Annotated in this window: 13 protein-coding genes; 4 read left to right on the top strand and 9 right to left on the bottom strand. The window is 68.0% G+C overall.

All coding sequences use genetic code 11. From position 1 onward, the window contains the following. Positions 1–165: 165 nt before the first annotated feature. Entirely contained in the window at positions 166–1,356 is a 1,191-nt protein-coding gene (locus ACZ5IK_RS41395; RefSeq protein WP_465492704.1) for a YbiU family protein, read from the bottom strand. 83 nt (positions 1,357–1,439) lie between these two features. On the opposite strand from ACZ5IK_RS41395, the gene ACZ5IK_RS41390 reads away from it, so the two are divergent. After that, positions 1,440–2,531 (top strand): ROK family transcriptional regulator, encoded by a 1,092-nt coding sequence (locus tag ACZ5IK_RS41390; protein ID WP_465492703.1) that lies wholly within the window; start codon positions 1,440–1,442, stop codon positions 2,529–2,531. A gap of 63 nt (positions 2,532–2,594) precedes the next feature. After that, on the top strand, positions 2,595–2,999 hold the full coding sequence (locus ACZ5IK_RS41385; RefSeq protein ID WP_410600969.1) for a hypothetical protein: 405 nt from the start codon (positions 2,595–2,597) through the stop codon (positions 2,997–2,999). Here the strand turns inward: ACZ5IK_RS41385 and ACZ5IK_RS41380 are convergent. Beyond that, positions 2,977–3,531 (bottom strand): hypothetical protein, encoded by a 555-nt coding sequence (locus ACZ5IK_RS41380; RefSeq protein ID WP_465492702.1) that lies wholly within the window; start codon positions 3,529–3,531, stop codon positions 2,977–2,979. The genes ACZ5IK_RS41385 and ACZ5IK_RS41380 overlap by 23 nt on opposite strands. A 23-nt stretch (positions 3,532–3,554) precedes the next feature. Next, positions 3,555–4,310, bottom strand: coding sequence for a serine/threonine protein kinase (locus tag ACZ5IK_RS41375; RefSeq protein WP_465492701.1), 756 nt, complete (start codon positions 4,308–4,310; stop codon positions 3,555–3,557). A gap of 124 nt (positions 4,311–4,434) precedes the next feature. Here ACZ5IK_RS41375 and ACZ5IK_RS41370 point away from each other — a divergent pair, with 124 nt between their 5' ends. Both ACZ5IK_RS41370 and ACZ5IK_RS41365 read left to right on the top strand, forming a co-directional pair. Next, the gene (locus tag ACZ5IK_RS41370; protein ID WP_465492700.1) at positions 4,435–5,790 is read left to right on the top strand and encodes an MFS transporter; all 1,356 of its coding nucleotides are present in this window, start codon (positions 4,435–4,437) and stop codon (positions 5,788–5,790) included. Positions 5,791–5,878: 88 nt separating this feature from the next. Next, on the top strand, positions 5,879–6,139 hold the full coding sequence (locus ACZ5IK_RS41365) for a hypothetical protein (protein ID WP_465492699.1): 261 nt from the start codon (positions 5,879–5,881) through the stop codon (positions 6,137–6,139). A gap of 597 nt (positions 6,140–6,736) precedes the next feature. Here the strand turns inward: ACZ5IK_RS41365 and ACZ5IK_RS41360 are convergent. From ACZ5IK_RS41360 to ACZ5IK_RS41335, 6 genes are read right to left on the bottom strand one after another with little or no spacing between them, the layout of a single operon-like run. After that, positions 6,737–7,510, bottom strand: coding sequence for an HpcH/HpaI aldolase family protein (locus ACZ5IK_RS41360; RefSeq protein WP_465492698.1), 774 nt, complete (start codon positions 7,508–7,510; stop codon positions 6,737–6,739). Beyond that, positions 7,495–8,280 carry a 2-oxo-hept-4-ene-1,7-dioate hydratase gene (gene hpaH / locus ACZ5IK_RS41355; RefSeq protein WP_101608214.1) on the bottom strand — a complete coding sequence of 262 codons (786 nt, stop codon included), beginning with the start codon at positions 8,278–8,280 and terminating at the stop codon, positions 7,495–7,497. The genes ACZ5IK_RS41360 and hpaH overlap by 16 nt, the downstream gene beginning before the upstream one ends. 9 nt (positions 8,281–8,289) lie before the next feature. Then, complete coding sequence (gene hpaD, locus ACZ5IK_RS41350; RefSeq protein ID WP_465492697.1) at positions 8,290–9,384, bottom strand: 3,4-dihydroxyphenylacetate 2,3-dioxygenase; 1,095 nt, start codon at positions 9,382–9,384, stop codon at positions 8,290–8,292. A gap of 29 nt (positions 9,385–9,413) precedes the next feature. Next, positions 9,414–10,919: a 5-carboxymethyl-2-hydroxymuconate semialdehyde dehydrogenase gene (gene hpaE, locus ACZ5IK_RS41345; protein WP_465492696.1), complete on the bottom strand. Its 1,506-nt coding sequence runs from the start codon at positions 10,917–10,919 to the stop codon at positions 9,414–9,416. Between the two features lie 13 nt (positions 10,920–10,932). After that, positions 10,933–11,604, bottom strand: coding sequence for a GntR family transcriptional regulator (locus ACZ5IK_RS41340; protein ID WP_465492695.1), 672 nt, complete (start codon positions 11,602–11,604; stop codon positions 10,933–10,935). After that, positions 11,586–13,070, bottom strand: coding sequence for a fumarylacetoacetate hydrolase family protein (locus ACZ5IK_RS41335; RefSeq protein ID WP_465492694.1), 1,485 nt, complete (start codon positions 13,068–13,070; stop codon positions 11,586–11,588). Before ACZ5IK_RS41335 ends, ACZ5IK_RS41340 begins: the two co-directional genes overlap by 19 nt. Positions 13,071–13,213 lie beyond the last annotated feature (143 nt).

The following is a 13,213-nucleotide window of genomic DNA, read 5'->3' as shown; positions in this document are numbered from 1 at the left end:
CGAAAGCCACTTTCGAGACGTCTGATGTCCCGAAAGTGGCTTTCGCGACAGGGCCACTCGACATCAGACGCGGCGAAGGACACCTTCATCCCGTCACCGGCCCCGCTCAGGAACACGCCATGTTTGATCTTCCCCTCAATGACCGTCCTAACCACTCACGAGGTTTCAGGCCCAGCCGGTTTCGTAGTTCTCGGGCGCGAAGTCGCCAGGGCTCGCACCGGTGCGGAACGCTTCTTCGCATCGCGCGGCGTACGCGGCGTTCTTCTCGCAATACGGGCTCGCGGGGATGTACATGACGTTGCCCCAGCCCTGCTGGTCTTCGACTCCGGCGACGGAATGGATCACGTCCCCGTGCCACCAGACGGTGTCACCGGGCGCCACCTCCGGGATCGGCGTGAGCGCGGGCAGCAACGGCGCGTGCCAGCGTTCGTTCACCGGCAGGGCTTCCCCGTTCGCCGAGCCGCAGAGGTCGTCGTCGGCGACATCGTCCTGCAAGGCACGCAGCAGCAGATAGACCATCGCGGACGGGATCGGGACGACGTGCAGGACACCCTCGGTGGGCCGCATGTCGGACAACGCCGTCCAGCCCTGGAAGGTGCGGAACGCCGAGCACATCACGGTGGAGGTGAACTCGTGTACCTCGGTCCGGTAGGCGCCGTCCCACGGGTCGTACGCCTCGACGTCGCCGTCGAAGACGTGGCGGAACACCTTCTGGTAGGCGGGAAGCAGCCAGCGTTCGACCGAGCCGGAATCGGTGTGCGGTGACAGGCCGCTGGAGCTCGTGCCGGGAGCACGACGGCGGACGCGATCGGGATAGGCGGTGTCGCGAGTGGGGTCGAACCATACCCGGCCCTCGGATTCGTGCTTCCAGAAGCCGTTGAGGAAACCGCGGACCGCGACCATGTTGGCGTCCGCGCGCGCCTCGATCTGCGGCCGGGACCAGTAGATCGGGAAGATCGCGGGCTTGCCCGCGGCGAGACCCCCGAACACGCCGTCGTCGAAACGGCGATACGCCTTCTCGAAGTCGTTGCGCTCCAGGTAGTCCGCCAGTTCGCGGTCCCAGGCCTCGGCCCGCTCGCGGGGGAAGGTGTTCTTGATGACCGCGCAGCCGCGCCGGCGAACGGCGGCGACCAGGTCTGCCGGCACGGTGCCGCCTGCGACGTCCTCGAACCGGATGACCGGCCAGATCTCCTCGCCGCCCTCGCGGAGGGCGACGATCTCGGCGACTTCGGCACGCATCAGGTCCTCGGCCCTGGTGAACGCGGCCGCGACGTCTCCGACACGGGCGCGGAGCCGGGCTTTGGTTTCACGGATGGCGGCGGGGACGTTCGCGGGGAGTTCGGTGGTCAGGGTCATCGCTGGACCTCCGGTGATTTGGTAAGGTCACCTAACTAGAACCGTCCTGTCAAGGTAAACCGGCGAAAGAGGGGAGCGCAAGGGTGCCGTTGCCGCAAGCCGTCCTGCGTGAGGCCACCGACCGCCGTCTGCTGGAGGAGGTCGTGACGCGGGGCAGGGTCACGAGGGCCGAGCTCGCCGCGACGACCGGGCTGTCGAAGCCGACGGTCTCCGAAGCCGTACGCAGGCTGACCGAAAGCGGTCTGCTGGAAGCGACCGGGGCGCAGGAGACCGGGCGGCGGGGGCGGGTCGGCACCTTCTACGAGCTGGGACCGTCGGCGGGCTGGGTGCTCGCCATCGAGGTCGGCAAGTCCGGGGTGCGGGCGTGGTCGGCCGACCTCGCCGGTGCGGTGCTGCGCGAACACGAACGCCCGGCCGGTGTCGTGGGCGATGTCGAGGCGGTGGCCGCCGCCCTGCGTTCGGTCGCGGCCGACGCGGTGGCCGAAGCGAGGGAAGGGGTTCTGCGCGCGGTCGCCGTCTCGATGGCCAACCCGGTCGACCCCGAGACGCACGACGTCATCGCCGTCCCGGCTTCGCCGTTCCCCGAAGGTCTCCTGAGCCCCGCGGACATCCTCGCCGGCCTCGTGACGGCGCCGGTCTTGGTGGACAACGACGTCAACCTCGCCGCGCTCGCCGAACAACGCGCCGGTGGCGCCGCCGGGGTGTCGAGTTTCGCTTATGTCTACGTGGGCGCGGGTCTCGGCGTCGGGTTGTACATCGGCGACAGGCTGGTCCGCGGCGCGCACGGACTGGCGGGTGAGATCGGGTATCTGCCCGGCGCCGGTCCGGGCACGCTCGCCGCCGAGCTCGCCGCCGGAATCGGTGGTGCGGGCGCGCGATCGAACGATGTCGCGGCGGCCTTGCGGATGCTGGACGAGGGCGACACCGAGACGATCGGACGTGCCGTCGCGCGGGCGATCATGTCGATCAACGCCGTCGTCGATCCGGAACTCGTGGTGCTCGGCGGTCCGGTCGGCTGCCATCCGGCACTCCTGGAACCGGTGCGGGCCGCGCTCCCGCCGAGTCCCACCCGTCTCGAATACGGGACGCTCGGCACGCTCGCTTCACTCCACGGGGCTACGTTTTCGGCACTGGAACACGCACGGTCCGCAGCTGTCCGGGTGATGTCGGGCTGAAGCCGGTTCCGTCACTCCCGTTGTCGCTAGTCTTGATCTTCGACTGCGAGGGAGACTGAATTCATGGCGGAATGGGCCGATCTGGTCGCGTTCGTACGGCACGAATACCGGGTGGTAAAGGACGAACCGGACGAAATTCGCATCCGGTTGTCTTACGGCGACGACGATTACGAAGAGCGCGCTCAAACGGTCGTCATCGCGCGGGAGATCTTCGACCGCCGCGAGGACTGGGTGCAGATCGCGACGCCGTTCGCGCGGCTCGACGAGGTCGATCTGGCGACCGTGCTGACCGAGATCGGCAACACGATCGTCGTCGGAGGACTGGTGATCATGGGCGAACACCTGGTGCTGCGCCATTCCCTGCCGCTGGTGAACCTCGACATCAACGAGTTCACCGACCCGCTCGAACTCGTCGCGGGCTCGGCGGAGCTGCTGGAGCAGCAGTTCACCGGACGCGACGACTACTGAGCCCGACGACCTCTTCGAAGGACGTCACGCGTTCGCACTCCTCTTCGGTGAGCTTGTTGATCGCCGCCCGGCACGCCTGCGCTTGGGGTGTGCCGGGCAGTTCACCCTCGAGGAGCCCCGGAAGGCCGAGTTCGAAACCACAGCGGGCCCGGACTCCATAGCGATGCCGGGCGCGGGCGACGGCGGTGGCGACGCGAAGCCCGTGCTCGGTACCCGGCGGTGTCGCGGGCTTGTCGGTTTCGATGGCCGCGAACCGGAAACCGTCGGCCTGGGCGCAGTTTCCGCAGTTCATGGGACCCGCGCCGAGCTCGTCGCCGCATTCGGCGCACGACAGCCGGTTGAGGGCCGCGTCCACCACCCGCCATTCGAACGCGGAAGTGTCGGCGACGACCATTTCGGCGAGGTCGGTTTCCTCTTTCGTCCTGGCGGCGACGCCGTATTCGGCGAGGAGCAGCCGCCAGCGATCCTCGATGCTCGCCTCTACGGCAATCAAGGCCTCGGCGGGACGGCCGCCGCGCGGGAGAGCGGTCATGGGCAGGACCCTAACCGCGATCGCTATTTCCCGCGGACAAGGGTGTCGGCGTCGATGCAGAGGTGGCCGTCGCAGGGAACGACCGTCAGTTCGTGGGTTTCGAGAGAGGCGCGGCCGTCGCGGTAGTGCAGCGTGACGCGGACCCGGACAGTCGTCGCGGAAGTGGCCGACGCGCTGTGGACGTCCACAGCGCTGATCCTGCCCCAATGAGCCTCGTAATCGGTCAGGCCGCGGCGCTGGAGGTTCGGTCCGATGAGCGGCCAGCCCGCCCGGGTGTCCGGCATCAAGCGGTAGTAGCCGGTGACGAACTCGGTGATGTCTTCGTTCACGACGGGCCGGGGCACGGTGGAAGTCGTGGTGGGGACGGGAAGCGTGGTGGTCGTCGACGAGGGCGGGGGCGCCGGGCGCGGTTCGATCGCGGCGGGAAGCGGGGTTCCGGCGGTCTGGATGGAACCCGCGAAGTGGACGCCCACGAAAATGGCCGCCAGCAGGGAACCCGAGACGCCCAGGATCAGGAACACCAGCCAGACGTTGACCTGTGAATGCTGGACGTTGTAGACGTTCGTCGTGGTCGAGGCTTTCGAGCCACTGCCGTCGCGGCGGGTCATGACCTGGGAGATACCGCTGACTATCCCGGTCGCGAGGGTGAACGCGACGACGAAACCCCAGGCCAGGAAACTGGTCTTGAGGTCGGTCGCGAAATTGATCGCGGTGCCGAGGGCAGCGGCGATGAGGGCGCCGAGCAAAGACCAGAACCACACAGCACCCGCCCGGTTCAAGATCGTCTCCCTCGCCGCTCGCCGAAACCGTCGGCTTACAACTCGCGGGGCGGACTGGCCTTGTTACGACGGACGGGGTCTGTGCCTCTATCGTGATTGGCGTGCGCGTACTGGGGCAGCGGTGGTGACTTCTTCCAAATGGGGTGGCCTCGTCGCCCTGCTCGCAGGATTCTTCGTGCTCCTGCTCGACACGACGATCGTCGCCGTGGCGAGCCCGAGCATCCAGGCCGACCTCGGCGGGGACGTCGCCGCGCTTTTCTGGGTGACCGCGGGTTACCTGCTCGCCTTTTCGGTTCCGTTGCTGGTCGCCGGGCGACTCGGTGACCTCTTCGATCCGAAGCGGGTCTACCTGTTCGGCATGGCAGGCTTCGCCGTCACCTCGGCGCTGTGCGGGCTCGCGACCTCGATCGGATGGCTCATCGCCTTCAGGATCCTGCAAGGCCTGGCCGCGGCCGCGATGTCCCCGCAGCCGCTCACACTGATCCGACGGCTCTTCGCCGAAGACGAGCGAGGCCGCGCCTTCGGCATCTGGGGCTCGGTCGCGGCCGCCGCCACCTTGCTCGGCCCCATTCTGGGCGGATTGCTGACGGCGAGCCTCGATTGGCGCTGGATCTTCTGGGTCAACGTGCCCCTCTGCGGCATCGCCGTCGTCATGGGGATTCGCCTGATTCCGGGTAGCCGCGGCGGCGTCGCGCGTTTCGACCTCGTCGGTGCCGTGCTGAGCACAGCAGGTCTGAGCCTTCTCGTGTGGGCGCTGCTGTCCTGGAACTCCCTTTCGCTGCCCGCGACCGTCCTCGCCGTTGCCCTGCTCATCGGTTTCTATTTCCGGGAACGCGGCGAAGGAGCCGACGCGCTCGCGCCACTGTGGCTCTACCGCTCATCCGGATACCTGTCGGCGAGCCTCGCGATGGCGTCCCTCGGCGCGACGGTCCTCGCGATGGCGTTGCCCACCATGCTCTACATCCAAGAGGCGCGCGGTTTCGGACCGATCGAAGCGGCCATGGTCCTGGCGCCGGACGCCGTCGTCGCGATCCTGTTGTCTCCACCGGCCGGCCGCTGGGTCGACCGGGTGGGAGGACGTCGGCCGGCGATCCTCGGCATGAGCCTGCTCCTGGTGAGCCTGCTGCTCATCGGGCTCGTGGTCGTCCTGGAACTGAACCCTTGGTGGATCACGGCCGGCGCGGCGCTTTTGGGTGCCGCCAACGCGATGGCTTGGTCGCCGCTGTCCGCCATCGCGATGGCGTCCGTGACACCGGGTGCGGCGGGCGGTGCCTCGGGTCTGTTCAACACGGTGAGGCAGGTGGGCGCGGTCGCCGGGGTCGCGGTGACCGGCGCGGTTCTGGCGGGTCTCGGGTCTTGGCCCACGGTGGCGTTCGGTGTCGTGTTCGGGTTCATCAGTCTGGTCGCGGTGGGTGGAGTTGTTGCGGCGCTTCGGCTTCCGGCGAGTCCGCGGGTGGGGGAGCTGGTTGTCGACGGGTGAGGCGGCTGGGGGCGTGCCACTTTGCATGCCCACACCTTCAGAACCGTTCGAACCCGGCGCTCCGGCAACCTCGCCTAGCATCGTCAGCGTGATCAAGGACCAGCCAGGCGAGATTCAGCCAGGTGACATTTACGAAGACTGCGCGTTTCACCCGGTGCTCTGCACCTACATCGACGACGGCGATGAGATCGGCGGTATTTCCCTCATCGACGCGAGCGCGCCGCGGGCCTGCTCGCTCAGCGGCTGCGGCGTCATCAAACTGTCCATCGCCGACGTGGTCGCGGCACGAGCCGACTGGCCCGCCTACCTGGCCCGCCGCAAGGCCGATTTCGAAGCCGAAAGCGGATAGCGATCACGGAGCCCCTCGCTCAGCGCTGGGTCGAGAGTTTCGTGAGTGGCGTTTCGGGTTCTCTTGAGGGGTAAGGCAAAGGTGTCGTGTTCGGGCGGGTTGGGCGTTCACGTGTGATCGAACTGCGATCGCGTGTGATTGAAGCCGGATCTCGCGTGCTTGGAGCCGGATCTCGCGTGCTTGGGCGACGTTCACGGAGTTCGGCTTCTGATCACGTGAGATCCGGCTTCAATCACGCGAGTCACGCCCTCGCTCACCTGAGTTCAGCCACAACGCCACTTTGACCTTCACTCAATAACCCGAAACGCCACTCACGACCACCCCGACCAGACTCGGGCGTTGTGTGCGGCCGCTATGCCTGGTGTCGCGAAAGCCACTTTCGCGACGTCTGATGACCCGAAAGTGGCTTTCGCGACACGCGAAGTCAGGCGTGGGGGTCGCCCGGGACGACGGTGTTGCGAAAGCCACGTTCACAACCTTCAACGTTGCGAACGAGGCTTTCGCAACACCCGACCCGAGACCGACACCGAGAGACGGCCCGAGCACGGCACCTCTACGCCCCCGACAACCCGAAACGCCACCCACGACCAACCCGGCTCAATCCGAATGCCGCCGCGCCAGCGCCTCCGAACCCTGCGCCAGCAAGGAAACATCCGCACCGGCCAGCACGAACGAAGCGCCCGCGTCGAGGTAGCGCCGCGCCTGCGCGGGATCGAACGCGTTGACCCCGACCGGCTTCCCCTGCGCCCGGACCGACTCGAACGTGCCCAGGACGGCCGCCGTGACGTCGGCGTGCGTCTGCTGCCCGAGCAGCCCCATCGAGGCGGCCAGGTCGGACGGTCCGACGAACACGCCGTCGACGCCGTCGACAGCGGCGATCTCGGCGGCGGCCGCGACACCCGTCGTCGACTCGATCTGCACGTACAGCGACGTGAACTCGTCGGCGTTCGTCAAATAGCCCTCGACCCGGTTCCAGCGTGCGGAGCGGGAGAGAGCACTGCCGACACCGCGTATGCCTCGCGGCGGATACCGGACCGCCTGGACGACGGCCTCCGCCTCGTCCGCGCTGTCGACCATGGGCACGAGCAGGTTCTGCGCGCCCAGGTCGAGCAGGCGTTTCAGCGCGACAGCGTCGCCGGACGGGGCGCGCACCATCGGGGTGATGGGGTACGCGGCGATCGTCTGCAGCAACGACTGCACCGTCTCCAAACCGACGGGGGAGTGCTCGGTGTCGACGAGCAGCCAGTCGAGCCCGGAGCCCGCGCAGATCTCCGCGACGACCGGGCTGCCCGACGTGACCCACATGCCGATCTGCGGCCGCGTGGCCTCGGCCAGCCGCTCCCGGAACGTGGGCGCTAGACGAAGCGGCATGTGATCGCCCCCAGGTCCCGGTAGTCGGCGGTCACCGTGTCGCCGGGGTGCACCCACATCGGCCGGGTGAACGATCCGGCCAGCACGATGTCGCCCGGGTCGAGTTTGTCGCCGTGCTGCGCAAGTTTGTTCGCGAGCCAGGCGACGCCGTTCGCGGGATGGTTCAGCACTGCGGCGGCGACGCCGGATTCCTCGATGGTTTCGTTGCGGTACAACAGCGCCGAGACCCAGCGGAGGTCGACGGCGTCCACGGCGACCGGGTTGCCGCCGTAGACCATCCCGCCCATGGCCGCGTTGTCGCTGATCGTGTCCACGATGGTCCGTCCCGCCATTTCGATGCGCGAGGACAGGATCTCCAGCGCGGGTACGACGTACTCGGTCGCGCGCAGGACGTCGAACACCGTGGCGTCCGGACCGGAAAGCGAGTCACGGAGCACGAAGGCCAGTTCGACTTCGATGCGCACGTTCGAGAACCGGCTGTGCTCGATCACGGAACCGTTCTCGAACACCATGTCCGCGAAAATGGCGCCGTAGTCCGGTTCGGTGATCCCGGTGGCGGCCTGCATGACCTTCGACGTGAGCCCGATCTTGCGGCCGACCGGACGGCGACCCGCTTCGATGCCCCGGCGCCGCCACTCGTTCTGCACGGCGTAGGAGTCCTCGACGGTCATGTCCGGATAGCGCGCCGTCAGCAGCGGAATCGTCTCGCGGGCCGCTTCGGCCGCCGCCAGTTCGTCGGCGATCGCGGTGATGGTTTCCTGTTCGAGCATGTTCCCGCCTCAGAGCTGGTTGCCGAGTTTGTACTCGCCTTGTTTCCAGGCAGGCAGTTCCCCGTCGTCGTCACCCTTGCGGGTGTAGGAGAAGCCGTCGGCGCCGATGGTGACCGCCAGTTCGCTTTCCTCGGTCCTCGCGACCACCGGCTGCGGCTTGCCGTCGAGGTCGAGCACCAGCGACGCGTCGGTGTACCAGGACGGGACCACCGGCGTGCCCCACCAGTCGCGGCGCTGGTTGTCGTGCACGTCCCAGGTGACGACCGGGTTGTCGGGGTCGCCGGTGTAGTAGTCCTGCGTGTAGATCTCGACGCGGTGCCCGTCCGGGTCGCGCAGGTAGAGATAGAACGCGTTCGAGACGCCGTGCCTGCCGGGGCCGCGTTCGATGTGGTCCGACATCCGCAGTGAGCCGAGTTTGTCGCAAATGGACAGGATGTTGTGCTTCTCGTGCGTGGCGAACGCGACGTGGTGCATCCGCGGTCCGTCACCACCGGTCATCGCGGTGTCGTGCACGGTCGGCTTGCGGCGCATCCAGGCCGCGTAGGTGACGCCCTGATCGTCCTGGATGTCCTCGGTGACGCGGAAGTTGAGGTCTTCCATGTGCTTCACCGCGAGGGGGACGTCCGGGGTGACCTGGTTGAAGTGGTCGAGCCGCACCAGCGCGCCCGGCAGGTGCAGGTCGTAGCGCCAGCCGAGCCGCTCGACGTGCTGGACGTCGTGGAAGAACTCGATCGGGAAGCCGAGCGGGTCCTGCACGCGCACCGAGTCGCCGATGCCCTTGGTGTACCCGTCTTCGCGGCGTTCGACGCGGCAGCCCAGCTCCGTGTAGAACGCGACGGCCTTGTCCAGATCCTCGGGAGACCGGACCCGGTAGGAGAACGCCGCGACCGCGGCGACCGGGCCCTGGCGCAGCACGAGGTTGTGGTGGATGAACTCGTCGATCGTGCGGAGGCTGACCGTGGTGTCGTCTTCTTCGGTCACCGTCAGGCCGAGGACGTCGGCGTAGAACGCGCGCGAGCGGGCCAGATCGGTGACGACGAGCTCCATGTACGCGCAGCGCAGGACGTCCGGCGGTGGCGACGACGGCGTGGGGATCGGTGTCATGACAGCATCCTTTGTGGACGGGGGAACGGTCAGCGCTTGCCGAAGGCGGGGTTGTGCACCTCGCCGAGATTGATGTGCACCGCCTGCTGGTCGGTGTAGAAGTCGATCGAGCGGTAGCCGCCCTCGTGCCCCAGCCCGGACGCCTTGACGCCGCCGAACGGCGTGCGCAGGTCACGGACGTTGTTCGAGTTGAGCCACACCATCCCGGCCTCGACGGACTGCGCGAAGTTGTGGGCCCGCTTGAGGTCGTTGGTCCAGACGTAGGCCGCGAGCCCGTACTTCGTGTTGTTCGCGAGTTCGAGCGCCTCTTCTTCGCTGTCGAACGGCGTGATCGCGACGACCGGGCCGAAGATCTCCTCCTGGAAGATCCGGGCGTCCGGTTTGACGTCGGCGAACACCGTCGGCGCCACGTAGTTCCCGGCCGGGAAGCCGTCCGGACGGCCGCCACCGGCGACCAGCCTGCCTTCGGTCTTCCCGATCTCGATGTACTTCATGACCTTTTCGTAGTGCTCGGGGTGCACGAGCGCGCCGACCTCGGTCGCCGGGTCGCTCGGGTCGCCCACGACCACGCGCTTGGCCTGCGCGGCGTAGCGCTCGACGAACTCGTCATAGATCGCGCGCTCGACCAGGATCCGGCTGCCCGCGGTGCAGCGTTCGCCGTTGAGCGAGAACACGCCGAAGATCGTCGCGTCGATCGCGGTCTCCAGATCGGCGTCGGCGAAGACGATGGCGGGCGACTTGCCGCCCAGCTCCATCGACAGTCCTTTGAGGAACGGCGCCGCGTTGCCGAAGATCAGGCTGCCGGTGCCGCTCTCGCCGGTGAACGAGATCAGCGGGACGTCCGGATGCTTCACCAGCGCGTCGCCGGCATCCTCGCCGAAACCGTTGACGAGGTTGAACACGCCCGGCGGCAGCCCGGCCTCTTCGAAGATCTCCGCCCACAGCGACGCGGAAAGCGGGGTGAACTCGGCGGGCTTGAGCACCACGGTGTTCCCGGTCGCCAGTGCGGGGGCGAGTTTCCACGACTCCAGCATGAACGGCGTGTTCCACGGCGTGATCAGCCCGGCGACACCGATCGGCTTGCGGTTGACGTAGTTGACCTGGCGTCCGGGCACTTTGTAGGTGTCGTCGGCCTGTGCGACGATCAGATCGGCGAAGAACCGGAAGTTCTCCGCGGCCCGGCGGGCCTGGCCCAGCGCCTGTGAGATCGGCAGGCCCGAGTCGAAACTCTCCAGCGCGGCCAGCCGCTTGTCCCGCGATTCGACGAGATCGGCGATGCGGTTCAGCACCCGGGACCGTTCGCGCGGAACCAGTTTCGGCCACGGTCCCTCGGTGAACGCCTTCCGCGCGGCGGCGACGGCGCGGTCGATGTCGGCCTTCTTGCCCGCGGCGGCCCGCACGTAGACCTCGTTGGTCACCGGGTCGAGTACGTCGAAGACGGCGCCGTCGGCCGAATCGACGAGCTCGCCGCCGATGTAGTGCCGGATCCGCTCCGGGACACCGTCCGGGATCGGCCGGGGAGTCGTGGTGGTCAAAAGTCCTCCTCAGTCAGCGGTTCGCGCGCTCTCGAGCGTCCAAAAAGGCCTGCATGGTGGCCCAGCGGTGATTGCGCGCGGCGAATTCGATGTCGAGCGGGTCGGCCTTCTCGGAGATCAGCCGGAGGATCTGTTCGTGCTCTTCGACCGACCGGTGCGCGCGGTCGGGGACGAAGGCGAACGTCGAGTCGCGCAGTCCGGACAGCCGCGTCCAGCCCTGGTGCACGAGTTCGAGGATCTGCGGGTTGGAGCAGCATTCGAAGAGCAGCGAGTGGAACTGCTGGTTCAGCGCGGTGAACTCGTGCGCGTCGAAGTGGTCGAGCAGGGCGATCATCCGCTCGTTCACCCGGCGTGCCTTCGCGATGTCCTCTTCGGACAGTCCCGGCGCGGACAGCGCGGTGGCGACGCCTTCGACCACGCCGAGGGTCTGCATGGCGTGGATGTATTCGTTCTGGTCCACCATCGCCACGCGCGCGCCGACGTTGCGCTCGAAGGTCACCAGCCGCTCGGCCTCCAGCCGCCGGATCGCCTCGCGCACCGGGACGACGCTCATGTCGAGCGCGCCGGCGATCTCGGCGAGGACGAGCCGGTAGCCGGGTCCGTACTCGTGCCGGGCGATCCGCTCACGCAGCCACTCGTAGGCGAGTTCGGACTTGCTGGCCGTCTTCACTGCTTCTTCTGCCATGCCTCATACCTTTCCCGCCACAAGGGATTGAGCGGGAAGAGCCCCTCGATCGCGCGGCCCTTGCCGACCTGCTCCGCGATCCAGGCGTCCTCGTCCTCCTGGACGAGCGTCGCGTCGACGATCTCTTCGGCGAGATTCGGCGGGATGACGATCACCCCGTCGTCGTCGCCGACGATGATGTCGCCGGGCAGCACGGTGGCCCCGCCGCAGGCGACCGCGACGTCGGTGTCCCACGGCACGTGTTTGCGGCCGAGGACCGCCGGATGCGCGCCCTGCGAGAACACCGGGAGGCCGGTCGCGGCGACGGCGTCGAAGTCGCGGACGCCGCCGTCGGTGATCACCCCGGCGGCGCCGAGGTACCGCGCCCGCAGCGCCAGGATGTCCCCGAGTGTCCCGGAACCCCGGTCACCCCGTGCCTCGATGACGATGACCTCGCCGTCGCCGACGGAGTCGAAGAGGCGTTTCTGCGCGTTGTAGCCGCCGCCATGGGACTTGAAGAGGTCCTCGCGGTTCGGGACGAAACGCAAGGTCCTCGCCGTGCCGACGATCTTCGAGCCCGGCAGGTTGGGACGCACGCCGTCGATCGCGACGTTGTTCAGCCCGCGCTTGCGCAGCTGGGCGGACAGTCCGGCCACCGGCGCGCGCAGCAGTTTGGCGCGAAGTGCCTCGCTGAGCGCGGGAGCTTCTTCCGGCTGCGGTTCGTCCGAGGGAGTGCCCCAGGCTTCGGCGCGCTGCTTGTCGTCGACCTCGGGGAGGCTGCCGATGTCCGAAAAGGACCGGATTCCCTGGGAGACGGTGGTGTGGAGCCGTCCGCTGCTGGCGGAGGTGCCGGGAACGTCGACCTCGACCACGACGACGTCACCGGGGGAGACCACGGTGGACCCGGCGGGGGTCCCGGTGAGGATGACGTCGCCGGGTTCGAGCGTGAAGTGCTGGGAGAGGTCGGAAACGAACTGCCGCAACGGGAAGATCAGCCCGGCGGTGGTGTCCTCCTGCACGAGGTCGCCGTTCACCCAGGTGCGGATGCGCAGTGAGGACGGGTCGACGTCGCGCGCGTCGATGAGGCCGGGGCCGAGCGGGGTGTAGCCGTCGCCGCCCTTGGACCGGACGTTGGAGCCCTTGTCCGCGGTGCGCAGGTCATAGAGGCCGAAGTCGTTCGCGGCGGTGACGGCGGCGACGTGGTCCCACGCCTTGTCCGGTTTGACCCAGCGGGCCGTGGTGCCGATGACCAGGGCGATCTCGCCCTCGAAGGCCAGCAGCTCGGTCCCAGCGGGGCGTTCGACCGTGCCCCCGGACGTGCCGAGCGAGCTCGACGGCTTGAAGAAGTACGACGGGTTCGCCGGACGCCGCCCGCGCTGCTCGGCCCGTGACGCGTAGCTGAGATGGACGGCGATGATCTTGCCCGGCCGGGTGCCCAGCGGACCGGACCCGCGTCCTGATGGCGCCGTTGCCTCGTAAGTGTCCATGTTTCCCTGAACTCCTCGACCCTTGCTTCGTATCTAATAACGTATATGATTCCGTGCCACAGTGGCAAGGCGGTCACCGAGTGGCCTTCGCCTCGCCCGGGATCCAGCGGGCCGCCACTCGCGTCAGGCCTACGTCAAAGGAG

It is taken from the genome of Amycolatopsis sp. NPDC031561, from assembly GCF_055580625.1.
The sequence above is the reverse complement of the archived record's forward strand: the minus strand, read 5'-3'. Positions and strand labels throughout refer to the sequence as shown.

Coding starts and splice junctions, on each gene's coding strand:
- ACZ5IK_RS41395 (WP_465492704.1), bottom strand. CDS start 1,356: ATGACCCTGACCACCGAACTCCCCGCGAACGTCCCCGCCGCCATCCGT.
- ACZ5IK_RS41385 (WP_410600969.1), top strand. CDS start 2,595: ATGGCGGAATGGGCCGATCTGGTCGCGTTCGTACGGCACGAATACCGG.
- ACZ5IK_RS41380 (WP_465492702.1), bottom strand. CDS start 3,531: ATGACCGCTCTCCCGCGCGGCGGCCGTCCCGCCGAGGCCTTGATTGCC.
- ACZ5IK_RS41360 (WP_465492698.1), bottom strand. CDS start 7,510: ATGCCGCTTCGTCTAGCGCCCACGTTCCGGGAGCGGCTGGCCGAGGCC.
- hpaH (WP_101608214.1), bottom strand. CDS start 8,280: ATGCTCGAACAGGAAACCATCACCGCGATCGCCGACGAACTGGCGGCG.
- hpaD (WP_465492697.1), bottom strand. CDS start 9,384: ATGACACCGATCCCCACGCCGTCGTCGCCACCGCCGGACGTCCTGCGC.
- ACZ5IK_RS41340 (WP_465492695.1), bottom strand. CDS start 11,604: ATGGCAGAAGAAGCAGTGAAGACGGCCAGCAAGTCCGAACTCGCCTAC.
- ACZ5IK_RS41335 (WP_465492694.1), bottom strand. CDS start 13,070: ATGGACACTTACGAGGCAACGGCGCCATCAGGACGCGGGTCCGGTCCG.